General features: G+C 68.1%; 22 protein-coding genes. 6 read left to right on the top strand and 16 right to left on the bottom strand.

Annotated elements, in window-relative coordinates; all coding sequences use genetic code 11:
* Positions 1–92: 92 nt before the first annotated feature.
* The 8 genes from E0H73_RS32820 to E0H73_RS32785 form a co-directional block, all read right to left on the bottom strand.
* Positions 93–1031 (bottom strand): ABC transporter permease, encoded by a 939-nt coding sequence (locus E0H73_RS32820; RefSeq protein ID WP_131362915.1) that lies wholly within the window; start codon positions 1029–1031, stop codon positions 93–95.
* Positions 1032–2573, bottom strand: coding sequence for an ABC transporter substrate-binding protein (locus E0H73_RS32815; protein WP_131363149.1), 1542 nt, complete (start codon positions 2571–2573; stop codon positions 1032–1034).
* Between the two features lie 182 nt (positions 2574–2755).
* Positions 2756–3325: an NADPH-dependent FMN reductase gene (locus E0H73_RS32810; protein WP_131362913.1), complete on the bottom strand. Its 570-nt coding sequence runs from the start codon at positions 3323–3325 to the stop codon at positions 2756–2758.
* 114 nt (positions 3326–3439) lie between these two features.
* A complete protein-coding gene (locus E0H73_RS32805) occupies positions 3440–3925 on the bottom strand; it encodes a MarR family winged helix-turn-helix transcriptional regulator (protein ID WP_131362911.1) in 486 nt (161 codons plus the stop codon).
* Positions 3926–3971: 46 nt separating this feature from the next.
* On the bottom strand, positions 3972–4964 hold the full coding sequence (locus E0H73_RS32800; protein WP_131362909.1) for a copper resistance D family protein: 993 nt from the start codon (positions 4962–4964) through the stop codon (positions 3972–3974).
* Entirely contained in the window at positions 4961–5473 is a 513-nt protein-coding gene (locus E0H73_RS32795) for a copper resistance CopC family protein (protein WP_238164419.1), read from the bottom strand. Before E0H73_RS32795 ends, E0H73_RS32800 begins: the two co-directional genes overlap by 4 nt.
* A gap of 2 nt (positions 5474–5475) precedes the next feature.
* Complete coding sequence (locus E0H73_RS32790; RefSeq protein WP_131362907.1) at positions 5476–6165, bottom strand: YcnI family copper-binding membrane protein; 690 nt, start codon at positions 6163–6165, stop codon at positions 5476–5478.
* 57 nt (positions 6166–6222) lie between these two features.
* Positions 6223–6771 carry a hypothetical protein gene (locus E0H73_RS32785; RefSeq protein WP_131362905.1) on the bottom strand — a complete coding sequence of 183 codons (549 nt, stop codon included), beginning with the start codon at positions 6769–6771 and terminating at the stop codon, positions 6223–6225.
* Positions 6772–6934: 163 nt separating this feature from the next.
* Between E0H73_RS32785 and E0H73_RS32780 the strand changes: the two genes are divergently transcribed.
* The 4 genes from E0H73_RS32780 (at position 6935) to proS (ending at position 12282) form a co-directional block, all read left to right on the top strand.
* Complete coding sequence (locus E0H73_RS32780) at positions 6935–7771, top strand: ROK family protein (RefSeq protein ID WP_131362903.1); 837 nt, start codon at positions 6935–6937, stop codon at positions 7769–7771.
* Positions 7772–7801: 30 nt separating this feature from the next.
* Positions 7802–8476 carry a pentapeptide repeat-containing protein gene (locus E0H73_RS32775; RefSeq protein WP_131362901.1) on the top strand — a complete coding sequence of 225 codons (675 nt, stop codon included), beginning with the start codon at positions 7802–7804 and terminating at the stop codon, positions 8474–8476.
* An 81-nt stretch (positions 8477–8557) separates the two neighbouring features.
* Positions 8558–10774: an NADP-dependent isocitrate dehydrogenase gene (locus tag E0H73_RS32770; protein ID WP_131362899.1), complete on the top strand. Its 2217-nt coding sequence runs from the start codon at positions 8558–8560 to the stop codon at positions 10772–10774.
* A 95-nt stretch (positions 10775–10869) separates the two neighbouring features.
* Positions 10870–12282: a proline--tRNA ligase gene (gene proS / locus E0H73_RS32765; protein ID WP_131362897.1), complete on the top strand. Its 1413-nt coding sequence runs from the start codon at positions 10870–10872 to the stop codon at positions 12280–12282.
* On the opposite strand, the gene E0H73_RS32760 is transcribed toward proS, so the two are convergent.
* The 7 genes from E0H73_RS32760 to E0H73_RS47490 form a co-directional block, all read right to left on the bottom strand.
* Complete coding sequence (locus E0H73_RS32760) at positions 12279–15794, bottom strand: discoidin domain-containing protein (RefSeq protein ID WP_202867671.1); 3516 nt, start codon at positions 15792–15794, stop codon at positions 12279–12281. The two genes, proS and E0H73_RS32760, sit on opposite strands and share 4 nt — an antisense overlap.
* An 85-nt stretch (positions 15795–15879) precedes the next feature.
* Entirely contained in the window at positions 15880–16863 is a 984-nt protein-coding gene (locus E0H73_RS32755; protein ID WP_131362893.1) for a helix-turn-helix transcriptional regulator, read from the bottom strand.
* A 60-nt stretch (positions 16864–16923) separates the two neighbouring features.
* On the bottom strand, positions 16924–17709 hold the full coding sequence (locus tag E0H73_RS32750) for an NAD-dependent protein deacetylase of SIR2 family (RefSeq protein WP_131362891.1): 786 nt from the start codon (positions 17707–17709) through the stop codon (positions 16924–16926).
* Between the two features lie 373 nt (positions 17710–18082).
* Complete coding sequence (locus E0H73_RS32745; RefSeq protein ID WP_131362889.1) at positions 18083–19081, bottom strand: LuxR C-terminal-related transcriptional regulator; 999 nt, start codon at positions 19079–19081, stop codon at positions 18083–18085.
* Between the two features lie 89 nt (positions 19082–19170).
* Positions 19171–20607, bottom strand: a complete 1437-nt coding sequence (locus E0H73_RS32740; RefSeq protein WP_131362888.1) for a GuaB1 family IMP dehydrogenase-related protein — start codon at positions 20605–20607, stop codon at positions 19171–19173.
* Between the two features lie 141 nt (positions 20608–20748).
* Entirely contained in the window at positions 20749–22983 is a 2235-nt protein-coding gene (katG, locus tag E0H73_RS32735; RefSeq protein ID WP_131362886.1) for a catalase/peroxidase HPI, read from the bottom strand.
* 37 nt (positions 22984–23020) lie between these two features.
* Entirely contained in the window at positions 23021–23452 is a 432-nt protein-coding gene (locus E0H73_RS47490; RefSeq protein ID WP_131362884.1) for a Fur family transcriptional regulator, read from the bottom strand.
* A gap of 63 nt (positions 23453–23515) precedes the next feature.
* Here E0H73_RS47490 and E0H73_RS47485 point away from each other — a divergent pair, with 63 nt between their 5' ends.
* Together E0H73_RS47485 and E0H73_RS32720 are read left to right on the top strand one after the other, a co-directional pair.
* Positions 23516–23935, top strand: a complete 420-nt coding sequence (locus tag E0H73_RS47485) for a GNAT family N-acetyltransferase (protein WP_165555910.1) — start codon at positions 23516–23518, stop codon at positions 23933–23935.
* A gap of 18 nt (positions 23936–23953) precedes the next feature.
* Complete coding sequence (locus E0H73_RS32720) at positions 23954–24514, top strand: hypothetical protein (RefSeq protein ID WP_131362881.1); 561 nt, start codon at positions 23954–23956, stop codon at positions 24512–24514.
* Here E0H73_RS32720 and E0H73_RS32715 read toward each other — a convergent pair whose 3' ends face one another.
* Complete coding sequence (locus E0H73_RS32715) at positions 24515–25222, bottom strand: AAC(3) family N-acetyltransferase (protein ID WP_238164418.1); 708 nt, start codon at positions 25220–25222, stop codon at positions 24515–24517. It lies immediately after the preceding gene.
* Between the last annotated feature and the right edge of the window lie 98 nt (positions 25223–25320).

Here is a 25320-nt window from a genome sequence, read left to right as displayed (position 1 = left end):
CAAACGTCCGAGCACCCCGGCACGCAGGCGCCGCCGACCGCTGGCGACGTCACCCGGGTCAGACGCGACGACCCGTCGTTCAGGTGTGCGGTTCATCGGAGGAGTTCCGTTCGGGGGACCAGGCGGTTGCAGAGGAGGTCGGCGGCTAGGTTGAGGAGGAGGGCGGCTACTGCTAGGACGAGGGTCAGGCCCTGGACCACTGGGACGTCGCGGGTTTCGACGCCGTCTACCAAGGCGGTGGCGAAGCCGGGGATGGCGAAGATCGCCTCGACCACGAGGACCCCACCCAGCAACGTGTCGCCAGTTCGAGCCAGCTCCTGTACGCCGGGGACCGCGGCGTTCGGCAGCACGTGCCGGAGCAGCAACCGTCGTCGGGGGACCCCAAGCCTCCGCGCCTGTACGACGTACTCCGCGGTCAGCGCCGTGATCGTCCCCGCGCGCACCTGGCGTGACAGCAAGCAGACCGTGCGCCCAAGAAGCACCGCAACTGGCAGGACCAGCAACACCGGCGAAGCGAGCAGCGACCCGCCGATCCAGGTCGCCGGCAACCACCCGAGCTTCAGCGAGAACACCGCCACCAGCAGCACCGAGATCACGAAGTCCGGGATCGCACTCAACGCCAGCGTCACCGACGTGATCGCCCGATCGAGCCGCCCGCCCTCCCGCGTCCCCATAAGAATGCCGAGGGCAACAGCCAGTGGCACGACGACCGCGAGCGTGGCCAGCGTGAGCACCAGCGTCGCCCCGACCGAGCTCTTCACGATGTCGACCACCGGCCCCCCGCTGATCAACGACGTACCCAGATCACCCCTGACCACGCCGCCGAACCAACCAACAAACCGTTCCACCAAAGGCTGGTCGAGCCCCAGCTCAGCACGCAGCCGCGACACCTGATCCGGCGTCAGCGTCTCGGTGAACCGCATGTCCGCCGCATCCCCCGGCAGCAACGCAGTCAGCACGAACACCAACACCGACAGCACACCTAGCTGAAGGACGGCGAGCAGCGCCCGCTGTCCGGCGTACGACCGCATTCAGGCCAGCCACACCTTGTCGAACCGGCCGGAGTCCAGCGTGTTCGGCGGCACCGCCTGCACCCCCTGCACCGTCGCCGACACCGCGACCAGATAATCCGGCAGCCCCCACGCAAGAATGCCGCCCTCGTCCCGCAGCGTCCCCTGCAGCTCGCCGTACTTCGCCGACCGCGCACCCTCATCCGTCAACCGCTGCGCAGCCGCAAACCCAGCGTCAAAACCAGCCCGGCGCCAATGCGTCACATTGAACGGCGACTTGCTCAGCAGCCGATCAGTGACGTACTGCGGAATCGGCATCGCACCGGACCGATGGTTGCCAATGCCCCCCTTCGTCAGCAGGTCCTTCGCGTACGTCTGCGCACTCCCCGGAACGATCTTGAGCTTCACCCCAGCCTCAGCAACCTGCTCCGCGAACAGCGTGGCCGACTCGACAAACCCAGCCGATGCATCCGCGGTCAGGAACTCGATCTCCTTGTTCACCAACCCGGTCTTCCGCAGAAGGTCCTTGGCCTCCGACACGTTGCGCTCCCGCTGCGCCAGGTCGGCCGGATAGTACTGATACCCCTTGCCGAACAGGTCATTTCCGACCTCACCACGACCCGCGAGCACCACGTCGACCAACCGCTGCCGGTCGGCGAGCAGCTTGAACGCCATCCGCACATCCGGATTGTCGAACGGCGGCCGATCCACCTTCATCACAAACGCCTGCATCGTGCTGGCCTTCGCCGCCACGATCCGCACCGTCCGACCGGCCGACGCGGTCCGCGCAAACGTCGCAGTCATGTCATTCGCGTACTCCGCCTGTCCACCCTGTACGGCGTTCGCCCGAGCCTCGGAGTCGGCGGAGAGGATGTGCAGTTCCTCGATCCGGGCCGGCTCGTCCCAGTAGTCGTCGTACCGGTTCGCGATCATCGACCGGCCGGCCGCGAACGAGACGAACCGGAACGGGCCGGTCCCGACCGGTTTCGCCGGATCCTTGAAGCCGTCCCGCACGATCTGGGTCCCGATTCCCGCCAGCAGGGCAGGGAATTCCGCGTTCGGCGCGGTCAGCGTCAGCTCGACCGTGCGCGCATCGACGGCCCGGCTGCGCCGCAGGTCCAGGGTCGCGAGCGACGACTGAGCGACGCGTTCCGGCACGGCCGGGTCGGCGATCCGGGCGAGGCTGTAGAGCACGTCCTCGCTGGTCAGCTTCCCGCCGTCGTGAAAGGTCGCATCCCGGAGACTGAACCGCCAGGTCGTCGCCTCGCCGTCGTGCTCCCACTTCTCGGCCAGCCGCCCAACCGGCTTCAGATCAGGCCCGAGCTCGACCAGCTTCTCGTACGTCGCCTTGTGCCGCGCGATGTCCACGAACAGGCTCTGGACGTGCGGATCGAGGACCTCCTTGGCACCGCCACCGGCGTACACGGCCCGCAGCCGGCCGCCGTTCTTCGGTTGGGCCGCGGCCTCGCCATCGGCGCCGCAACCGGTCAGTCCGGCCAGTGCCGACGCACCGGCCAGCCCCAGGAACCCGCGTCTGTTCAGAGCATCGGACACGCGCCACATCCTCACGTTAGTGAAAACGATTGTCAAATCCAGCGCGCATCCGAACCCGACGCCATCATTCTTCCGACCCCGTCCCCCGACTGCTCTCCGTGACGGCGTGTCACGTCTGAATACCGGGAGTCACCACCAGAAAGCCCGCCCCGGCGCAGAGAGCACCGGGACGGGCTGGAGAAGCAGGACGATCAGGCAGCGGCGGGGACTCGCACGCTGGCGAGGGCGTTGCTCCAGCTGATCACCTGGTCGAGCATGGCGTGGACCTCGGGCTCGTGGAAGTCGGCCGGGGCGAACTCGGAGTAGTTCTTGAAGTCGGTGGCCAGCGACAGCGTGACCTGGTTGCGGACGTCGGCGACCTTGAGCTCGCCCATCACCAGGCGCAGGTGCTCGACCGCGCGGGCGCCGCCGACGGCGCCGTAGCTGACGAAGCCGGCCGCCTTGTCGTTCCACTCCTTGAACAGGAAGTCGATCGCGTTCTTCAGCGCGCCGGACGTCGAGTGGTTGTACTCCGGGGTGACGAAGACGAACCCGTCGAACGACCCGATCTTCTCGGCCCAGGCGTGCGTGTGCGGCTGGCTGTACTGACCCATCGACGGCGGCACGGCCTCGTCGAGGTGCGGCAGCTTGTAGTCGGCGATGTCGACCAGCTCGAACTCGGCGTCGCTGCGCTGCTTGGCGAGATCCAGCACCCACTGCGCCACGGCTTCGCCGTTGCGGCCCGGGCGGGTGCTGCCGAGGATGATCGCGATCTTGGGCATGACTGTTCCTTCACGAAGAGAGGGGCGCCCGAAGGCTCTTTGGTGATGCATCACCAAAATACCCAATCGAGATGACATGTCAACCCAAGGGTTCACGAGACGGTCGGATGTGATCTATTCGTCGCAGTCCGGTGTCGCGCACGGATTCGCCGGCACCGCGGTGAGGACGCGTTCGAGGAGGACACTGAGCTGGCTCTGTTCCTCGGGACTCAGGTGGTCGAAGAAGTAGCTGCGGACGGCCTCGACGTGGTCCGGTGCAGCCGCCTCGATCGCCTTCCGGCCGAGGCCGGTGAGCCGGACCATCGAGCCACGTGCGTCCGACTCGCACTCCTCGCGAGTGACCAGCCCACGCTTCTCCATCCGGCTGACCTGGTGCGACAACCGGCTGCGCTCCCAGCCGACGGACTTACCCAGGTCGCGGGTGCGCAGTACGCCGTCCTCCGCGACGGACAGCGGATGCAGCAGGGCGTAGTCGGCGCCGGAGAGCCCGGAGTTCGCGATCAGCCGGGCCTCGAGGGCGCGCATCAGTTCGCGATGCGCGTCCCGGTACGACTCCCAGAGGCGCGACTCACGCGCATCCAGCCACCGTGGTTCCGTCATCCACCCATTGTACGGACAGCTGTTGACATATCACCGAGTCCGCACGTCACGGCGTGCGCGAAAGGGCAACCGCCAAGCCCACGGTCCCGGCCATGATCAGCAGCTCGACGACCGCCAGCCGCCGGAACGCCGCCGGATCCCCGGCCGCCAGCTCCGGGAGCGTCGTACGCCGATGCCACCACCCGACCGCCACGAGAATCGCGAACGCCACGGTCTTCGCGAAAACCAGAGCGCCGTACCCGCTGGTGACCCACTGCGTGATCAGCGCCCAGCCGTCCTCCCGCCCGCCGAGATGGATCTCCGCGGTGAGCAATCCGGTGACGCCCATCGCGATCGCACAGACCAGCGCGAGCCGACTGAAGCGCTCGACGGCCTGCCGATCCCGGGCATACCGCAGTACGGCGCCCAGGCCGCCGATCCAGGCAGTCGCCGCGAAGACGTGGACGACCAGCGAGGTGGTCGCGAGCACGGACCAGACGTTCGTCCGCTCGATCGCGCCGTGCCCGGTGAGCAGCGGACCGGTCAGTGCCGCTGCGGTGAGCAGCACCGCGAACCACGCGCCACGGACCGTCCGGCAGCCGCTCAGGACCACCGCGAGAATCGCCGTCAGTACGACGGCCACCGCCAGAGCCCTGACCTGTAAGAGCTCCCCCGCCACGGACGCGTGTTCGGCAAGGTGCGACAACGGGATCCCCAGGATCACCGCGGCCGAGGTGATCAGCCCGCCGATGCTCGCCACCGCCCAGACCGCGGCCGCGATCGCCGCGTCCTGGCAGGCCCGCAACGCCTTCGGGCCCAACACCCCATCAGTTGCTGGAAGCAATAGTACGACGGCGACCAGCGCACCGCCCGTTGCTATCGCGGCAGCGTCGGCGACGAAGCGCAGTACCGGAACCGACCAGGACAAAGACATTCCGGCACCGATGAGACCATCCGGCAACTGTTGCGGCGCACCGCCGGCCGCGACCAGGGCGACCACCATCACCACGATGCCAGCGGCAACCATCCCGCCCGCGACGGTCAGTCGCGCCGACCTCATTGCGAGGCAGGCCGACGGCGCACGATGACGATCGCGAGCGCCACCACGACCAGCATCACCAGGCACAGGGCAACGATCGTGACCGTGTTCGAACCACTGTCCTGGCTGGCGGTCGGCGTACCGCCCGGCTGGGTGGCCGGGTGGCCGGCGTGGGTGACGGAGAACGATCCGCTGACGGTGATCGGGTGGCCGTCGGCCGACACCACGCGGGCGTCGACCTGGTACCTACCGGCGTCGACCATCGCGCCGACCGGCTGGGTCACGGTGTTGTCGATCACCTGCACGTCGCCGGTGGCCACATTCTTCCCGGACGGCGACTTGACCTGCACCTGCGTGCCGTTGCTGCCGACCGGCTCGTTGAAGGTCAGCACCACCTTGGTCGGCGGTGCGGCCATGGACGAACCGTCGGCCGGGGTCATCGACTCGAGTTTGGCGTGCGCCGCCGCCACCCCGGTGGAAACCACCAGAGCGAGCAGCGACGCCACCAGTACTGCGATCAGTCGGCGCACGACTACGCCTTCTCGGATCCGGCCGGCTTGCGGGACCGGAGCCCCAGGCCCAGGCCGATCAGGCCCAGCAGAAGGCCGGCGCCACCGAGGATCCGAGCCAGCGGATCCGACGAGTCCTCGGTCTCCGACGTCGTTGCCGCGACCGGTGTGATCGCGGCTGCCAGCTTGAGCGTCGGCGCCGGGTGCTCCGGCTCCTCAGCACCCTCCTTGGCGAGTTGGTCCCACTTGACCACCTCACCGTCGCTGTAGGACTGCACTGCGGGGAAGCTCAACGCGTCGACGCCGTCCGGAATGCGCCCGACGGACAAGGAGAACTCGTCGAAGTTGCCTGCCGGGACTCCTCCGGCTGTGGCGGTCCAGGTCACGGTGGTGATCGCCTTGGTCAGCGTGACGTCGCCGACCTTGACCGGCGCGGGCAACTGCTCGGTCGTCTTCACCGCCGTCCAGCCGGGCTTGACCTGCGCGCCGACGCTGGCGAACGGGTGGTCCTTGGGCAACGAGACGACGAGCTTCGTGGTGGCGGCCGTATCGGACTCGGTCGGCACGCGGAAGACCAGCTTCGCGTACCCACCGGGCTTGGCGTCCGGCGACGACACCGTGACGTGGGCCGACGCCGAGGTGGCGGCGCCGGCCAGAACAAGCGTGGATGCCGCCGCGATCGCGACAGCACGCAGGGCGAACTTCTTGGACATGAGAACCTTTCGCGGAAACACGCGGGACAACCCGGCCGCGAAAGCAGACGCGGCCGGTCAGGACATCGCTGAAACCACAGCGATGACCGGCGGCCCGCGCCGCGAGACGTTCGAGGTGAGCCACCGCTGAGCCAGTCGCGGTGATGCCGGCACGACGAGCAGTACGGCGGCGTACCGGCGTACTGGGGTCAGGATCGGCAGCTGGGGCAGGAGACGCGCGAAGATCCGCAGCACCCGGTGGACCCAGCGATGTGCGCCGGTGATCGCGACGACGCCGGCTACCAGGACGGTCAGGTGTGCGGCGGTCATGACGAGACTGCCGCCGATCCCCTGTGGCATCCCTCCGTGGTGCATCGGCATGGCCATCGGCTCGTGGGCCGCGTCGAGGGTGACGTGGACGAACAGCTGGATCGCCGCGAGAACGACCACGGACAGTGCGCGTTCGCCGGCGAGGTACTCACCTAGCAGCCAGCAGACCGCGGTCAGGGCGAGCAGCGGCGAGACCAACTGCAACGCGACGGTGCCACCTGCGAGCGCATGACCGCCCACCGCGACCACGACGCTCAGCGCCGCGACCACGGGCGTCGCACTGCTCTCGGCGTGCATTCCCGATCCCCTCGAGTGTCACTCGTACCAGACACTCTACGGACAGGACTGCCGACTGGTTCCCCTCAGTGCACGGTACGGCGATCTCGCCGAGCCGGCCGCGGATGTCCCAGCGGGAGTCCTTCCGGTTCGATCGACACCCCGCTGCTGTCAAGATGACCGGATGGACGTAGCGGTGCTGGAGATCGGGGGCAGTCACGTGACGGCGGCAGTCGTGTCGCCGGACGACTGGTCTGTGAACGTGGTGGAGCGAGCCAAGCTCGAGTCGCAGCAGGCGGCCGAGGTGGTCGTCGCCCAGTTGGCGGCGGCGGCCCGGAAGTTGCCGCTGGCAAACGGTCTGGCGGTGGCACTGCCCGGTCCGTTCGACTTCGCCACCGGCGTCGCCTGGTATCGCGGCCAGGACAAGTTCGACCAGCTGTACGGGTACAACCTGGGCGACAGCCTGCGCGCGGAGCTCGCCCTGGACCGGCTGATGTTCATGAACGACGCCGAGGCGTTCGCGGTCGGTGAATGGACCGCGGGCGAGGTCCGCGGCGTCGAGCGCTGCGTCGGCGTCACCATCGGCACCGGCGTCGGTACGGCGTTCCTGGCCGACGGCCACGTGGTCCGCGAGGGCGACACCGTCCCGCCCGGCGGTGAGCTCTACAAGACGGAGTACGACGGCAAGCCGCTGGAGGACTCGATCTCGGGGCGGGCGATCCTGCGCAGGTACTTCGCAAGCACGGGTACCGAAGCGCATGGGGTCAAGGAGATCGCTGACCAGGCGCGAGCCGATGACGCCGCCGCGAAGGACGCCCTGCTCACATCCTTCAGTGACCTTGCGACCGCACTCACCCCTTGGTTGGACCGCTTCGGGGTGACGAAGACCGTGCTGGGTGGCTCGATCTCGGGAGCTTTCGACATCGTGGCGGAGGTATTCAGCTTCGACGTCGCGCCCACCAAGGACACCGAGCACTCGGCACTGATCGGCGCGGCGGCGCACTACCTGCGCTCGAACTGAATTGTCCACGGCTCTGGCTACGGTCACTCCATGAAGATCGCCGCGCCCCGGCTGCGCACCCAGCTCGAGTCCGCCTCGCCCACGCCGGAGGACCTCGACGACGAGGACAGGCTGCTCGACCTGTCGCTGGAGGACGTGGATCTGAGCGATCTCGTCGCCGAGCATCTCGAGCTGAGCGGGTGCCGGCTGACCCGCGCCAAGCTGGCCGGGTCGGACCTGGACAAGCTGATCCTGGTCGACGCGGAGCTGTCCCAGTGCGACGTCGCGAACGCGCGCTGGTCCGATGCCGCCCTCACCCGGGTCGCGATCACGTCGTCCCGGCTGACCGGGTTCGCCGGGCCGGGGATGAGCATCCAGCACGCCACGATCCGTGACAGTGTGCTCGACTTCGGCTCGTTCCGGTTCGCGAAGTTCGTGAAGGTGGAGTTCTCCGACTGCCGACTGCAGAACGCGGACTTCGTCTCCGCAGACCTGACCGGCGCCGTGTTCCGCTCCTGCGACCTGACCGGGGCCGAGTTCTCCCAGGTCAAGGCGTCCGGGGCGGTCTTCGTCGACTGCACCTGGGACGCCGCCCGCGGCTTGACCGCCCTGACCGGCGCGACCGTGGCCGCCTCTTCCCCGATCGACACCCTGACCTTCACCAGCGCGGTCACCACGGCGGCCGGAATCAAGCTCGCGCATCCCGATGACCTCGACGGAGCGTGAGCATGGACACGTCCGGTCTGGGTCGGGCGAACCGCCTATTAGGGTGGGGGCGGAGCTTGCCGACCTGAAGTGGAGCACGTGGTGACCGACTCGACCATCATCTACACCCACACCGACGAGGCTCCGGCGCTCGCCACGTACTCGTTCCTCCCGGTGATCCAGGCGTACGCCGGTCAGGCCGGGGTCGGGGTGGAGACCCGGGACATCTCGCTGGCGGGCCGGATCATCGCCCTCTTTCCGGAGTACCTGAAGGACGACCAGCGGATCGCGGACGCGCTGGCCGAGCTCGGCGAGCTGGCCCGGACGCCGGAAGCCAACATCATCAAGCTGCCGAACGTCTCGGCCTCGATCCCACAGCTGAAGGCCGCGATCACGGAGCTGCAGGCGCAGGGCTACGCGCTGCCGGACTACCCGGACGAGCCGAAGACCGACGCGGAGCGGGAGATCCAGGCCCGCTACGACAAGGTCAAGGGCTCCGCGGTGAACCCGGTGCTGCGCGAGGGCAACTCGGACCGCCGCGCCCCTGCCTCGGTGAAGAACTACGCCAAGACCCACCCGCACCGGATGGGCGCCTGGTCGGCCGACTCCAAGACCAACGTCGCCACCATGGGTCAGGACGACTTCCGTTCCACCGAGAAGTCGGCCGTGATCGAGGCCGACGGCTCGCTGCGGATCGAGCTGGTCGGCGACGACGGCACCACGACCGTCCTGCGCGAGTCGGTGCCGGTGCTGGCCAATGAGGTCGTCGACGCGTCGGTGATGCACGTCGCCGCGCTGCGCGAGTTCCTCACCGCGCAGGTCGCCCGGGCCAAGGCCGACGACGTGCTGTTCTCGATCCACCTGAAGGCCACGATGATGAAGGTCTCCGACCCGATCGTCTTCGGCCACGTGGTCCGCGCGTTCTTCCCGAACACGTTCGCGCAGTACGGCGACGTACTGGCCAAGGCCGGCCTGACCCCGAACGACGGGCTCGGCGGCATCCTCAACGGCATCGCCTCGCTGCCCGAGGGCGCCGAGATCAAGGCGTCCTTCGACGCCGAGCTGGCCGCCGGACCGGCCCTGGCGATGGTCGACTCCGACAAGGGCATCACGAACCTGCACGTCCCGTCGGACGTCATCGTCGACGCGTCGATGCCGGCCATGATCCGCACCTCCGGCCACATGTGGGGCCCGGACGGCCAGGAGCACGACACGCTCGCGGTCCTGCCGGACAGCAGCTACGCCGGGATCTACCAGGTCGTGCTCGACGACTGCCGCGCGAACGGCGCCTTCGACCCGTCCACCATGGGCTCGGTCCCGAACGTCGGCCTGATGGCGCAGAAGGCCGAGGAGTACGGCTCGCACGACAAGACCTTCGAGATCCAGACCACCGGCACCGTCCGGCTCGTCGACGAGGCCGGCAACGCCGTACTGGAGCAGACCGTCTCGGCCGGCGACATCTTCCGCGCCTGCCAGACCAAGGACGCGCCGATCCAGGACTGGGTCAAGCTGGCCGTCAACCGGGCCCGGGCCACCGGCGACCCGGCGGTGTTCTGGCTGGACGAGACCCGCGCTCACGACGCTCAGATCATCGCCAAGGTCCAGAAGTACCTGTTCGACCACGACACCGAGGGTCTGGACCTGCGCATCCTCGCGCCGGTGGACGCGATCAAGTTCTCGCTGGAGCGGATCCGCCGCGGTGAGAACACCATCTCCGTGACTGGCAACGTACTGCGTGACTACCTGACCGACCTGTTCCCGATCCTCGAGCTCGGCACCAGCGCGAAGATGCTGTCGGTCGTGCCGCTGATGGCCGGTGGCGGGCTGTTCGAGACCGGCGCGGGCGGCTCGGCGCCGAAGCACGTGCAGCAGCTGGTCAAGGAGAACTACCTGCGCTGGGACAGCCTGGGTGAGTTCTTCGCCCTGGCCGCGAGCTTCGAGCACCTGGCCCAGGCAACCGGCAATGGGCGCGCCCAGATCCTCGCCGACACCCTGGACCGGGCGACTGCGACGTTCCTGAACGAGGACAAGTCGCCGACCCGTCGCGTCGGCGGCATCGACAACCGCGGCAGCCACTTCTACCTGTCCCTGTACTGGGCGCAGGAGCTGGCCAAGCAGACCGACGACGCCGATCTGGCCAAGGCGTTCGGCCCGCTCGCCGAGGTGCTCACGGCGAGCGAGCAGACGATCGTCGACGAACTGATCGCCGTCCAGGGCAGCCCGGTCGACCTCGGCGGCTACTACCAGCCAGACCCAGCCAAGGCCGCCGCCGTCATGCGCCCGTCAAAGACCTGGAACGACGCACTGGCCTCGCTCTGATCTGAAGTTCTGAGCGCCCGGTGACCCATCGGTCACCGGGCGCTCAGCTGTAATTGGGCGGCGGCGTTCGGCTACTGCTCCTAAACTCACGACACATGACCGCAACCCGATCCGTGCTTGCTACTCAGGCAACGGACTTTCCCCGATGGTTCCAGGATGTGATTGCCAAAGCCGAGCTCGCCGACAACGGGCCGGTGCGGGGGACCATGGTCATCCGACCGTACGGGTACGGGATCTGGGAGCGGCTGCAGGCGGCACTGGACGAGCGGATCAAGGCGGCCGGCGCGGCCAACGCGTACTTCCCGCTGCTGATCCCCGAGAGTTACCTGCGCCGCGAGGCCGAGCACGTGGAGGGCTTCAGTCCCGAGCTCGCCGTGGTGACGCATGCCGGAGGCAAGCAACTCGAGGAGCCGGCGGTGGTCCGCCCGACCTCGGAGACCGTCATCGGTGAGTACATGGCGAAGTGGATCCAGAGCTATCGCGATCTACCGCTGCTGCTGAACCAGTGGGCCAACGCGGTCCGTTGGGAGCTGCGGCCACGGTTGTTCCTGCGGACGACGGAGTTCCTGTGGCAGGAGGGCCACACCGCGCATGCGACCGCCGAGGATGCCCGCGCGTTCGCCACCAGGATCCTGCACGACGTCTACCGCGACGTGATGGTGAACGTGCTGGCGATCCCGGTGCTGCCCGGCCGGAAGACGCGGAGGGAGCGGTTCGCCGGGGCGATCAACACGATGACGCTGGAAGCCATGACCGGTGATGGGAAGGCCCTGCAGATGGGCACGTCCCACGAACTCGGCCAGAACTTCGCCCGTGCCTTCGACATCGGCTTCCTGTCGAGCGACGGGCAGCGCGAGCTCGCCTGGACCACCTCGTGGGGCAGCACCACGCGCCTGGTCGGCGGGATGATCATGGTGCACGGTGACGACGCGGGGCTGCGTGTCCCGCCCGTCGTCGCGCCGACCCAGGTCGTCGTACTCGCCGTCCGAGACGAGACAGTCTCGGCCGCTCGACGGATCGCGGACGAGCTGACGGCGTCCGGCCTGCGCGTCGAGGTGGACGATCGCACCGACCAGCCGTTCGGCCGGCGCGCGGTGAACTGGGAACTGAAAGGCGTCCCGGTCCGGATCGAGCTCGGACCCCGCGACCTGGACGGCAACGTGGCAACGGTCGCACGCCGGCTGCGGGGCTCCGGCAAGGAGACCGTCAGTCTGCCGGACCTCACCTCGACCATGGTTGCGGCGATGCAAGCGGACCAGGCTCAACTGCTGGCGGACGCGACCGCGCGCCAGATCGCACGGACCACGGCGGTCTCCACCGTGGACGAGGCATTGGAGGTGGCGACGACCGGCTGGGCGAGCCTGCCGTACGACGTCGTCGGTGAAGACGGCGAGGACAGACTCGCCACGGCAGGGATCACGGTCCGCTGCCTGCAGCGCCCAGACGGCACGCTCCCGACTGAAGACGACGAACGCGGCCTGACCGCATTCGTCGCCCGCTCCTATTAGTCGTTGAAGGGCTCGGCCTCCAGCTTCAGGCCGGAGGCCGAGCTCGGAGTGGTCACCGTGATCGTCCGGGACTCCCCTGGCAGCAACCAAAGGTAGTTGTCGGAGTAGATCGCGGGCAGTACGCGGTTGCCGGAGCGATCCCGGAGCGACAGCCGGGTCATCGCGGCCACCGTCCGACCAGTGTTGCGGACGGTCGCAGTGAGCTTGCCGCGGCTTGTCGTCGACCGCACGTCGAGCTTCGCGACCGACAGCGCGTTCATCTGCTGGACGTCCGTGGCCTTGCGATACCGCCAGTACGTGTTCTCGGACAACACCTTGCCCTGCGGGTCGGACAGCGTGAGCCGGAGCAAATGCAGGTCCGGAAGCTCAGCACCGAACGCGACCTCGAAGCTCTCGGTCTTGTTGCTGGCAGCAACCACCACATCGTCGGTGTGAGTGGCGAGTCGCGCACCCGTGAGGTCGTACAACTCGGCGACAACCTTCGCTGTCACCGGCTTCGTCGTGTGGTTGACCGCCACGACCGACCAATCGATCTGATTCGCCTGGACATGGATCGCCTCGCAGCCCTTCCGGGCACCGTAGTAGCTGCCGTTGACGTCGAGGTCGTAGTCGTAGGTCTGCCAAACAGTCGAGTGCCAGGCCGGGTGCGACATCCACAGCAGCAGCGCGGACGCGTCCGTCCAAAGATGCGCGTTCCAGGCCTCGAACATCGCCCGCATGTTCTCGTAGTTCACGAACTGCGCCTTGCGGGTGAATTCCTCCAGCCCGCTCGACGATCCGAGTCGCTCGTCGATCGCGCCCAGGTACGTCTCCGGCCGCTGGTTGCCATGGGTCGACCAGTCGTGGTGGTACCACGGCGTACCGATCGGCCAGCCGGGATCGTCAGGACCGACCAGGTTGCGCATCGACTCGACCACCGGGATCGTCGGCATCCCGATCTCGGTGTGGAAGCCGAAGTTGAACGTGTCGTAGGTGTTCGGATCGAAGTACTTGGCCGGATCGACCCAGTGGTACGGACCGTGCCCGGAGACGAACCCGGCGGCCGAGTCCGGCAGGTAGAGGATCTCGTCGTCCTCCTCGCGTACCGCCGCGGCGATGCCCGCGTCGATCGCTGCCGGCGGGTGCTGCTCGTTGGCACCACACCAGATCACGATGCACGGATGGGTCCGGTACCGGACGATCGTGTCCCGCGCGATGTCGACGTACCCGGGCAGGTCGTCGGTGAACGGACCGGCCTCCCAGAAGTCGTTCCAGACCAGGATCCCGTTCTCGTCGCAGGCCTGGTAGAACTCCTCGCGGGTGCTGGAGCCGATCCAGTTGCGGATCATGGTGAAGTTCATGTCCCGGTGCATGCCGATCACCGCACGCAGCTTGTCCTCGGGCATCCGGCGGAGCAGTTCGTCCCAGCCCCAGTTGCCGCCGCGGCAGAACACCCGCACGCCGTTCACGCTGATCTTCAAAGGCACCGGTGCATTGCTGACGTCCTGTACGTCGGTCCACTCCGAACCGTCGTCGGACACCTGGATCGTGAACAGCAGCGCGTACGCCGTCTCCCACAGCAACTCGATCCGGTCGAAGCTCTTCGACGTACCGAGGTCGACCTGGATCCACTGGTCGTCGGTGTACTGCGAGGACCACCGGCTGCGGTCGTTGCCATCGATCGCCTGCGCAGCCGGACTGCCGTCGTCGGACGAGGCGGTCGCCGTACCGGCCCGAGCCAGGTCGATGTCGGGGTTCGACGAGTCCTTGATCGCCAGGGTCCACAGCGAGTAGCCCCAGCCGGTGGCCCGGCGCCGTCCCTGGATCCGCAGGTAGCGAGCGGTCTGGCGGGGAAGGCCCACCGTCTGCGCCGCACTGTTGGTCGCGGGATCGATCACGATCGGCAGGTCGTAGCTGTAGTCGAACTCGCGGATGCCGAACGTCGTCGTCCGGCTGTCGCTGGTGCTGCCACCGATCGTCGCGGTGACGGACAGTTCGTGCAGGGTCGGATCGCCGTACCCGTTGGGCCACCAGAGCTTGGCGTTCTCGACCGTAACGGTGTCGAAGGCAACGTTCATGGCGGCGCCGGCCTGGAGGGTGACGGTCTTGCTCGCCGTCCGGCCGTCGAACGCGGTCTTCACCGTGACGGTTCGGGCGGCGGCCGCCGCGTTGCGGACCGGGATCGTGATCGCGACGCTCGCGCGGTCGACGCTCGGTACCTTGGTCACCACGCGCGCGTCGCCGAGTACGACGTCACCGGTGAAGCGGAGGCGGACGTGGTTCCAGATCCCGGCGGCGCGGTCGCGGACGGCGGGCATCCAGTCCCAGCCCGACGCTGCAAGCAGCGTCGGCGAATCCAGGTACAACGTGGCGGACTGCACGAACGCCTGGCCCGCATCGCCTTTGTCACCAGCGGTTCCGGGGTGCGGCATCGGCGTGATCTTCACGGCCAGCGCGTTCTTCGCCTTCAGCGCCGTGGTGACGTCGAACGCCGCTCGAGCGAACGGATGCTTCACCGTGCCGACCTGGGTCCCGTTCAGCCAGACGTCGGCCTGGTGGTTGATCCCGTCGAACTCGAGCCAGGCCCGCTGCCCGGAGCCGGACGGCCGGTCAAACTTGCGGTGGTACCACCACCCGTGCCGGCTGAGCGCGTCCGGGATCTCGAGGTTGTTCATCCCCTCGACCGGATCGGGGAAATGCCTTTGTTCCACGAGTGATCCGAGCACGGTGCCCGGCACGGTCGCGGGCAGCCACGTGGACGTGTCGACCCCGGGTTGCGCGAGCGCGGCGCCGTCCGTCGTACCTGCGAAGTCGTCCATCGTCAGGTTCCAGCCGGACTCGATCGGGAACGTGCCGTCCGCGGCCTTGCGCAACGCCGGCGGCCGGTCCGTATGCCGGCCCCAGTCGGTCCAGCCCGTCGCCGGCGGGCGGTGTCCATCGGTGGTGCCGTACACCTGGAAACCGTTCAAACCAAGGGAGTTCGTGTTCGCCTGCCGGGTCCCGGTCAGGCGGACGTACTGCGCTGTGACCGCGGAATCCAGCGTGATGTCGACAGTGCCGCCTGGGCTGTTGGTCGCTTGGTGGACGGTTTGCCAGGAGGAGCCGTCGGTCGAGGTGTCGACGCGGAAGTCCAACGGCGAGCTGGACAGCAGTTCCTGCCCGGTGGTGTTCCCGTACGGGTTACCACCCGAGAAATCGAACGCCGGGTCCTGCGCGGTCGCCTCGAACGTCAGCCGCACCGCCTGCACCCGGCAACGGTCCTCCAGATCCACCACGATCCATTGCGGATCTGACCCCGCAGCCCGCCACCCGGACCCGCGTACTCCCGGCACGGCCAGTCCGTCCACCGCGAACTGCGGCGGCGTCGCGGCGTACGTACTCGACGAAGCCCGCACCGGCCGGTAGCGCGCCAGATCCGTCGGGGCCGCCGGCGCCGCGGCGGCCTGGTCCGGCAGTACCGCCGGCAGCGTCAGGCTCGCCAGCAATCCCCCGCTCGAGGCCAGAAACGTACGACGCGACACGGGATCAGACACCACGAGACCCTCCCAGGGGCGGCGGAAGAATTCGGAATTAACCGGCAGCCGGAAGTTACTTCATGTCATCAATTATGTCGAGAGGTCACCGCGCGAGGTACTTGCGGACGTCGTCGGCGACCTGGGCGCGATGGACCATGCCGTACTTGCGCAGGATCGCGCTGAGGTGGGTCTTGACCGTGTTGAGGCTGATCCCGAGCTCGGCCGCGAGCTGGTCGTTGTCGAGGCCGTCGACGAGCAGGACCGCGACGTTCTGCTGGGCCTTGGTCAGGCTGGTGAACCGGCGCTCAGGACCCTCGTCGGTGTCCATCAGCATCTCGATCAGCTCGGACTGGATGTGCTCGGTCGCGTCGACGATGCGGTGCAGATAACCCTCCACCGCCGCGGCCAGCTCGGACTCGCTCAGCGCCTCCGCCGCGATCTCGCGGATCGACGCGACCCGGTGGGTCAGGTACTCCATCACGTGGTCGGAGGTGAGCAGGTTGGGTCCGGCGTCGCCGGCCGGCAGCATCCGCAGCGCCTCCCGGTCCTCGCCCTCGCGGGTCAGCACCCGCTCCACCACGCCGCCCAGCCACTCGAACGCCCGGACGGCGTTGTCGTCGTAGCTGTCCGGCTCGTAGCTCTGCATCGACAGCATCCCGAACAACTGGTCCGGACCATCCTTGGACGGCCGGAAGATCGGCACCGTCACCGCGTCCTCGGACTGCCGCCCGATGTCACCGATCGGTACGCCGGCATGCAGCGCGGCACCGTTGTCGTAGGCGTACCGGTACGTCGTCCGCCGTTTCAGCAGCCACGCGGTCTGGCCGTTCGGCCCGAAGTTGTGCGTGTCCGGGTCGACGTACCGGCCGTCGTCGTGGCCGTAGGGATAGCGGACCCGGCTGCTGCCCTGGAGGAAGCCGACGAAGAACGTGTCGACCCGCGCGATCTTGCCGGCCACCACCCGCACGTAGTCGTACAGGCCGTAGTGGTCGGCCCGGAACAGCGCCTCGATCTTGTGATATGCCTCGCGCAGGATGATCGCGGTCTCCGCGTCGACCCTCAGCGGGGCGGACTTGTCTGCCTCCACGATGTCGACCCTTCAATCGATCACTCGACTATGACGCCGCCGCCGGGATATTGCCAGGTGCTAGTCCGCCAGGCGGACCCAGGCGGGCCAGACCGACGCCTTGTCCAGGTACGGCGTCAGCAGGGCACTCACCTCAGCGTCGTCGGCGCCCCGCAACTGGTCGGAGGCCATCTTGCGGGTGATCCCGGCCAGGAAGTCGGCGATCTGGATGCGATGGTCGCTGAACGAGTCGACCTGCTCCAGCGCGACGAATCCCTCGGTCGACTCCTGCAACCGGCCGACCCGCTCGGCCGACAACGTGGTCTGCCGATCGTGCGCGATCGCGACCGCCTGCCCGCCGTCGGTCCAGAACTCGACCGCCCGGACGATCGCCGGCATCAACGGGTCCAGCCGGGGGATCGGCGACTCGTCGGCGGCCCGGACGAAGTCGTTGGCCGCTTCCAGGAAGCCCCGCGCCTCCTCGGTACGACGGCCGGCGTCGTACAGGAACCGGATCGTCTCGGATCGGGCGCCGAGGAAGTCGACCAGCCCGGAGACGAGGAAGTAGGTCTTGTCGACCAGGAACACGTGCGCGTTGCCCTCCAGCGGGCCGTCCGGTCCGAGGAACCACAGCAGGACCGCGCGATGCTTCGACCGGAGCAGGTGGCCGGCCTTGTACATGGTCGCCGGCGACTTGATCCGGGCCCGGAGTTCGGCGACACACGCCGCCGCGGTCTGCTCGTCCAGCCGCACGCTCGCGTGCGCGAACACGTCGGTCACGCCACCGACGAGTTTCTCGCCCTCGTACCCGGACTCGTCACACGCGATCTCGACGGCCCTGGGTTCCGTTGGCGCGGTGCTCGGCACGCCCCGACTCTCTCACCGCGCGCAAGACCGCGCACGCCGATTACACAGAGAAGTCGCGGGTGGTGGGGTCCGAGTTCCCGAGTCGCCCTCCCAAGCCTCGGCCGAACTCTCCTCACCACCCGCGACCAGATCAGGACGCCAATTCCTGTGAGCCCCCGCGTTGCCGATCCCACAGCCCCCTCTGAGATCGGCGACCCCCCGGCAGTTCTTCTGGCGTCCTCTCCCTCCCCCCGTTGACTACACCGTGCCATTTCGTGTCAGGACCTGCCTATCGCCCACGGCATGAGGTTGTTGTGCCCTCAATCTCATCCCGGGGATGATGTAGTCGTTTACGAGTCCTGGGCCGCGGTCAGAAACTTGCGGTCCTGCCTGGTCAGCGGGCCAAATAGCGGCGTACGTCGGCGGCCACCTCGGCGCGGCTCGCCAGCTCGTACTTGCTCAGGATCGTTCTGAGGTGGGACTTGACCGTGTTGACGGAGATGCCCAGTTCGGTCGCGATCCGGGTGTTGCCAGGGTCGTCGGCGAGGAGCAGCGCAACACTCTGCTGGGTCGGCGTCAGCAGCCCGAACCGCTGCTCGGGTCCGTCGTCCGCGTCGAGCATCATCTCGATCAGCTCGGACTGCGTCTGCTCGGCCTCCTTGATCAGCTTTCCGAGCGAGTCCCGGGCCGGATCGGCCACGTCGGTCGACGCCATCGCCTCGTGCGCAAGCGCTCTCAGGATCGCGATCCGGTTCGACAGGTACTCCATCACCGAGTCCGACGTGAGCACATTCGGGGACTCGGCCCCGGCCGGAAGCAGCCGCAGCGCCTCCCGGTCCTCCGCCTCCCGGGTGAGCACGCGGGCAGTCATTCCAGCGAGCCATTCGAACGCCCGTACGGCGTTGTCGTCGTAGCTGTTCGGGCGATAGCTGTGCATCGACATCATGCCGAACAGCTCGTCCGGTCCACCGGCGCGGCCCGGCCGGAACATCGGCACGGTCACCGCATCCTCAGACCGCTTGGTCACGTCGCCGGCCGGCACACCAGCCTGTAGTGCGGCGCCGTTGTCGTAGGCGAACCGGTAGGTCTGACGCTGGCGCAGCAGCCAGGCGGTCTGCCCGTTCGGGCCGTAGATGTGGCTGGCGGGATCGTCGTACTGTCCGCTGTCGTAGCCGTACGGGTACCGGACCCGGTTGGATCCGTGCAGGAAGCCCACGTAGAAGGTGTCGACCGTGGTGATCTTCCCGGCCACCGCGCGGACGTAGTCGAACAGGCCGTAGTGCGACGCCCGGTAGAGCGACTCGATCTTGTGGTACGCCTCCCGCAGGATGATCGCCGTCTCCGCGTCCACCCGCAGGACCCCCGGCGACCTGTCCTCCCCGTCGACTGGCATCTGCAACTCACCCCAGGACATCGCATTGACGTCAGGTCACCGAGTATCCACCGTTCCGTCGGCCAGGGAGACGGGATTCGGTGCGTCGGTCACCAACTGGTGTCGAGGGGCTTGCCCTCGGCGTACCCGGCCGCCGTCTGCAGACCGACGACCGCGCGCTCGTGGAACTCAGCCAGGTTCGCGGCGCCGACGTACGTGCAGGAACTGCGGATGCCGGACACGATCGAGTCGAGCAGGTCCTCCACGCTCGGCCGCTCCGGGTCCAGGTACATCCGCGCGGTCGAGATGCCCTCGCCGAAGAAGCCCTTGCGAGCCCGTTGGAACGGCGTGTCGTCGGCGGTCCGGGAGCGGACCGCGCGAGCCGACGCCATCCCGAAGCTCTCCTTGTAGATCCGGCCGTCGCTGTCCCGGTGCGGATCGCCGGGCGATTCGTACGTCCCGGCGAACCAGGAGCCGATCATCACGCTCGAGGCACCCGCGGCCAGCGCCAGCGCGACATCGCGCGGATGCCGTACGCCGCCGTCCGCCCAGACGTGCTTGCCGAGCTCACGGGCCCTTTCGGAGCACTCGAGTACGGCGGAGAACTGCGGACGACCGACCGCCGTCTGCATGCGCGTGGTACACATCGCACCCGGTCCGACGCCGACCTTCACGATGTCCGCGCCGGCCGCGACGAGATCGCTGACACCCTCTGCGGTGACAACGTTCCCGGCGACGATCGGTACGTCGGGACCGAGGGCGCGCACCTGCTCGAGGACCTCGAGCATCCGCTCCTGGTGACCATGCGCGGTATCGATGACCAGCACGTCGATCCCGACGTCGAGCAGGGCTTTCGCCTTCTGCTCGGCGTCGCCGTTGATCCCGATGGCCGCCGCCACCCGGAGCTTCCCGTTCGCGTCGACAGCCGGCTGGTAGAGGGTGGCGCGGAGCGCGCGCTGGCGGGTGAGGATGCCGACGATGTTGCCGTTCGCATCGACGACAGGCGCGAGCCGGTGCCGGCCGTCGTGCAGCTGATCGAAGGCGGCCTCCGCATCGGTGCCGGCCGGCAGGGTCAGCAGCTCCCGCGACATGATCCCGTCGAGCTGGCTGAACCGGTCCACGCCGGCGCAGTCGGCCTCGGTCACCACGCCGACCGGACGGCCGTCGTCGACCACGATCACCGCACCATGACCGCGCTTGGGCAACAGGTTGAGCGCCTCGCCCACGGTCCCGGTCGGCGGCAGCACCAGCGCGGTGTCGTGCACGGTGTGCCGTTCCTTGATCCAGGCAACCACCTCGGCGACGACGTCGACCGGGATGTCCTGCGGAATCACGGCCAGCCCGCCACAGCGCGCGATCGTCTCCGCCATCCGCCGCCCCGACACCGCCGTCATGTTCGCCGCGACGACGGGAATCGACGTACCGCTGCCGTCACTCGTGGACAGGTCGACATCCAGCCGGGACGTGACTCTGGACCGGTTCGGCACCAGGAACACGTCACTGAACGTCAGGTCCCCCGCAGGCTCCCGATCATGATGAAACCGCATGACAGACCCCTTCCGCCCGACAACAACCCCGCCAGCCTGACACGCCCCCACACCCCTCACAAGGCAGCTCTTCCCGGCTGGACAGCAGAAGACCGGCTCCCATCGTCGCGGTGGGAGCCGGTCTTGTCGTTCAGTTGCGGATCAGGCGACGTCGAAGCGGTCCAGGTCCATCACCTTGGCCCAGGCGGCGACGAAGTCCTGGACGAACTTCGCCTTGGCGTCGTCGCTGGCGTAGACCTCGGCGACCGCCCGGAGCTCGGAGTTCGAGCCGAAGACCAGGTCGGCCCGGGTCCCGGTCCACTTGGTCTCGCCGTTGACGGTGGCCTCGAAGGTCTCCTGGCTGTCGTCGACCGGCTTCCACTCCGTGCCCAGGTCGAGCAGGTTCGCGAAGAAGTCGTTGGTCAGCACACCAGGAGTCTCGGTGAGTACGCCGTACGACGAACCGTTGTAGTTCGCCCCGAGGACGCGCAGTCCGCCGACCAGGACAGTCAGCTCGGGCGCGCTCAGGGTGAGCAGGTTCGCCTTGTCCAGCAGCAGGTACTCGGCCGGGAGCCGGTTGCCCTTGCCGTAGTAGTTGCGGAAGCCGTCCGCGGCCGGCTCGAGCGCGGCGAACGAGTCGACATCCGTCTGCTCCAGCGACGCGTCCGTGCGGCCCGGAGTGAACGGTACGGCGACGTCGTGGCCCGCATTCTTCGCTGCCACCTCGACACCCACGCCACCGGCGAGCACGATCAGGTCGGCCAGCGAGATCTTCTTGCCGCCGGTCTGCGCGGAGTTGAAGCTCTCCTGGATGCCCTCGAGCGTCCGCAGTACCTGCGCGAGCTGGTCGGGGTTGTTGACCTCCCAGCCGCTCTGCGGCTGCAGGCGGATGCGGGCACCGTTGGCGCCACCCCGCTTGTCACTGCCGCGGTACGTCGACGCCGACGCCCACGCGGTCGAGACCAGCTGGCCGACCGACAGCCCGGAGGCCGCGATCTGCGCCTTCAGCGCGGTGATGTCGTCCGCACCGACGAGCTCGTGGTCGACGGCCGGGACCGGGTCCTGCCAGATCAGTGTCTCGGTCGGAACCTCGGGGCCGAGGTACCGCGCGATCGGGCCCATGTCGCGGTGGGTCAGCTTGAACCAGGCGCGCGCGAACGCGTCCGCGAACTCCTCCGGGTTGTCCTTGAAGCGACGCGAGATCGGCTCGTAGGTCGGATCGAAGCGCAGCGACAGGTCGGTCGTCAGCATCGTCGGCCTGATCTTCTTCGACGCGTCGTACGCGTCCGGGATGATCTCCTCGGAGTCCTTCGCCACCCACTGATGCGCGCCGGCCGGGCTCGCGGTCAGCTCCCACTCGTAGCGGAACAGGATCTCGAAGAAGTCGTTGCTCCACTGGGTCGGCTTCGTGGTCCAGGTGACCTCGAGGCCGCTGGTGATCGCGTCCGCGCCCTTGCCGGTGCCGTAGGTGCTCTTCCAGCCCAGGCCCAGCTGCTCGATCGGTGCGCCCTCGGGCTCCGCGCCGACGTTCTCGGCCGGGCCGGCGCCGTGGGTCTTGCCGAACGTGTGGCCGCCGGCGATCAGCGCGACGGTCTCCTCGTCGTTCATCGCCATCCGGCCGAAGGTCTCGCGGATGTCGCGGGCCGCGGCGATCGGGTCCGGGTTGCCGTTCGGGCCTTCCGGGTTCACGTAGATGAGACCCATCTGGACCGCACCGAGCGGCTTCTCCAGGTCGCGGTCACCGCTGTAGCGCTCGTCGCCCAGCCAGGTCGTCTCCGGACCCCAGTAGACGTCGTCCTCCGGCTCCCAGACGTCCGGGCGGCCACCGGCGTACCCGAAGGTCTTGAAGCCCATCGTCTCCAGCGCGACGTTCCCGGTCAGGATCATCAGGTCGGCCCAGGACAGGCTCTGGCCGTACTTCTTCTTCACCGGCCAGAGCAGCCGGCGGGCCTTGTCCAGGTTGCCGTTGTCCGGCCAGCTGTTCAGCGGCGCGAACCGCTGCTGACCGGCGCCGGCGCCACCGCGGCCGTCGCTGATCCGGTACGTGCCGGCGCTGTGCCAGGCCATCCGGATCATGAACGGGCCGTAGTTCCCGAAGTCGGCCGGCCACCAGTCCTGCGAGGTCGTCAGCACCTCGGCGATGTCCGACTTCACCGCGGCCAGGTCCAGGGTCTTGAACGCCGCGGCGTAGTCGAACTCCTCGCCCAGCGGGTTGGCCACCGCCGGGTTCTTGGCCAGGATCTTCAGGTTCAGCTGGTTCGGCCACCAACCGCGGTTGGCGTTGCCCCGGGTCGGGTGCGTGCCCTGGCCGTGCGCGACCGGGCAGCCGCCCGCGGTCTCGGCGCCGCGGCTCTCCTCGGTGGCCTCGCCGGGCAGTGGCTCGTGGTTCTCGGACATCGGATTCCTTCCAGGACTGGACGTTTTCAACAGGAAGTCAGGTACTGCGTATGGACGAGCAGTCGGCGCACAGGCCCCAGTAGATGACCTCGGCCTCGTCGATGACGAACCCGCGATCATCGGCCGCGGTCAGGCACGGCGCATGCCCGACCGCACAGTCGACGTCGGCGATCGCCCCGCACGACCGGCAGACGGCATGGTGGTGGTTGTCCCCTACCCGCGACTCGTACCGCGCGACCGACCCGAGCGGCTGGATCCGCCGTACCAGGCCCGCCGCCGTCAACGTGTGCAGCGAGTCGTACACCGCCTGGTGCGACACCTCGGGCAGTTCGTTGCGCACGGCCCCTATGATCGAGTCCGTGTCGGAGTGCGGATGCGCGTACACCGCGGTCAGCACCGCCACCCGCGGCCGGGTCACCCGCAACGAGACACCCCGCAACAGTTGCTGGAGCTCGTCGGTCGTCGGCACGTTGAGCAGTCTTGCGCCTTTTCTGGAATGAGTCAAGATTAGTTGCTGTCGCAGAATGAGACGATGGTCGACGTACTGCACAAGGTCGAGCCCGACCGCCTGCCCGAGCTGCTGACCCTCTTCCACTCCGCCTGGTGGATGTCGGACCGGACCCTGCCGGACACCGAATGCATCCTGCGCGAGTCCGACATCGTCTTCGCCCTCGCCGATCCCCGTCTGACCGGCTTCGCCCGGGTCCTCACCGACTACACCCACATCGCCCTGATCCTCGACGTGGTCGTTTCTCCGCATCACCGCACCGCCGGCCACGGCACCACCCTGATGAACGCCATCGTCAACCACCCCCGATTGCAAACCGTCCGCAGCCTCGAGCTGGTCTGCCAACCGGACCTCATCCCCTTCTACCGCCGCTGGGGCTTCACCACCGAAGTAGGCCAGTCCCTCCTCATGCGCCGTACGAACGACCCACGACTGACGTCTTGACGTCGGTACAGTGAATGCATGCCTGTGGGTGGGCTGCTTTGGAAGCATCCGAGGGTGTCGATCGGCGTCGGCGCGGTCGCACTCGCTGCTGTCGTAGCCGTGGTGATCGCGCTGGTCAGTCGTGGACCTGAAGCGCCGCAGACCTTCGGCCCGTGGTATCCGTTGACCAACCAGAGCGGCGATCCGGCCGTCGCAGACTTCGAGAACCACGTCCCGTGCGCGATAGACGAACCGCCTGTGGCCGAGTGCCAACGGGTGAAGCTGGGCGTTGTCCTGTACCGCGACGCCGCGGGCGCACCGTCGACGTACCTCATCTCCGTACTCCGGGTCGGCGTAGGCAACGACCGCGAGACCCACGAAGGAACCTGGACCGTCGCCCGCGGCACCGGACTGGACCCACGCGCCACCGTCTACCAACTCGACACGGGTGCTCCCGAGCACCTCCGGCGCTACTGGCCTGTCGGCGAGGACATCCTGTACCTCCTCGACAACAACAAGATGCCCCGAGTCGGCGACGCCGCGTACGGCTACGCCCTGAACAGCGTCCCCATCGGCCAAACGGTCCAGGCGCCAGGATAATCAGGCGCGGTGCTCGGCCATCCAGTCCGTCGCGAAGTCGACGACTGCTCGCTGCGACATCAGCCGTGCCGTAGCCGCTCCAACCTTGCCAACCCGTGCTCCGCCGGCGGCCTCGAACGCTGCCCCGATCTGACCGAAGTCACCCTCGTCCTCGTCGACGTCCTCCCACTCCCGCCACACAGCAGTCCCGTCCGCCAGCTTGATCGCTGATCCGACGACGTGCCGAGGCGCTTTCGGACTGCGCCATTCGGACAAGTGCATGGACGTGTTGCGCTCATGCCCACACCCGAGCAAGAGCACCGATCCATCCAACCGATACACCGCGCCCAACGGCGAAGACTCCCCCAGCCCATCATCAAGCCGATGCCCCTCGACGACTTCATCAGCCCGCGCCCCCAACGCAGCAAACGAAACCTGCGGATGACTACTCCGCCGCGCCCCCGGCCAGGTACGCACCAACTCCGCCAACCGCCCCAACGCACGCCCAGCCGGCGTCAACGCCGGATCAAACCCCGGCGCCTCCTCCCGAATCACCGACCACCATGCCTCCGGCACCGGCGGATTAACCCAATGCGCCGGATCCGTGTTGTCCGGCGTATGCGTAGGCACCACCAGCGTCCCCTCCGGCCCCAGCACCTCCACCAACGCCTCCACCACGGCCTGAGGCCCCCCAGCCACAAACCCCAAACTCCGCAAAGACGAATGCATCAACACCACCCCGCCGGCCCGAACCCCCAATCCCCGAAGATCCCCCGCCAACGACCCATGCGTAGCACACCCATCAACCATCCCCAGACCCTAAACGC

Source organism: Kribbella pittospori, assembly GCF_004331465.1.
GTDB lineage: Bacteria > Actinomycetota > Actinomycetes > Propionibacteriales > Kribbellaceae > Kribbella > Kribbella pittospori.
This window is presented reverse-complemented; position numbering and strand designations above follow the sequence as displayed.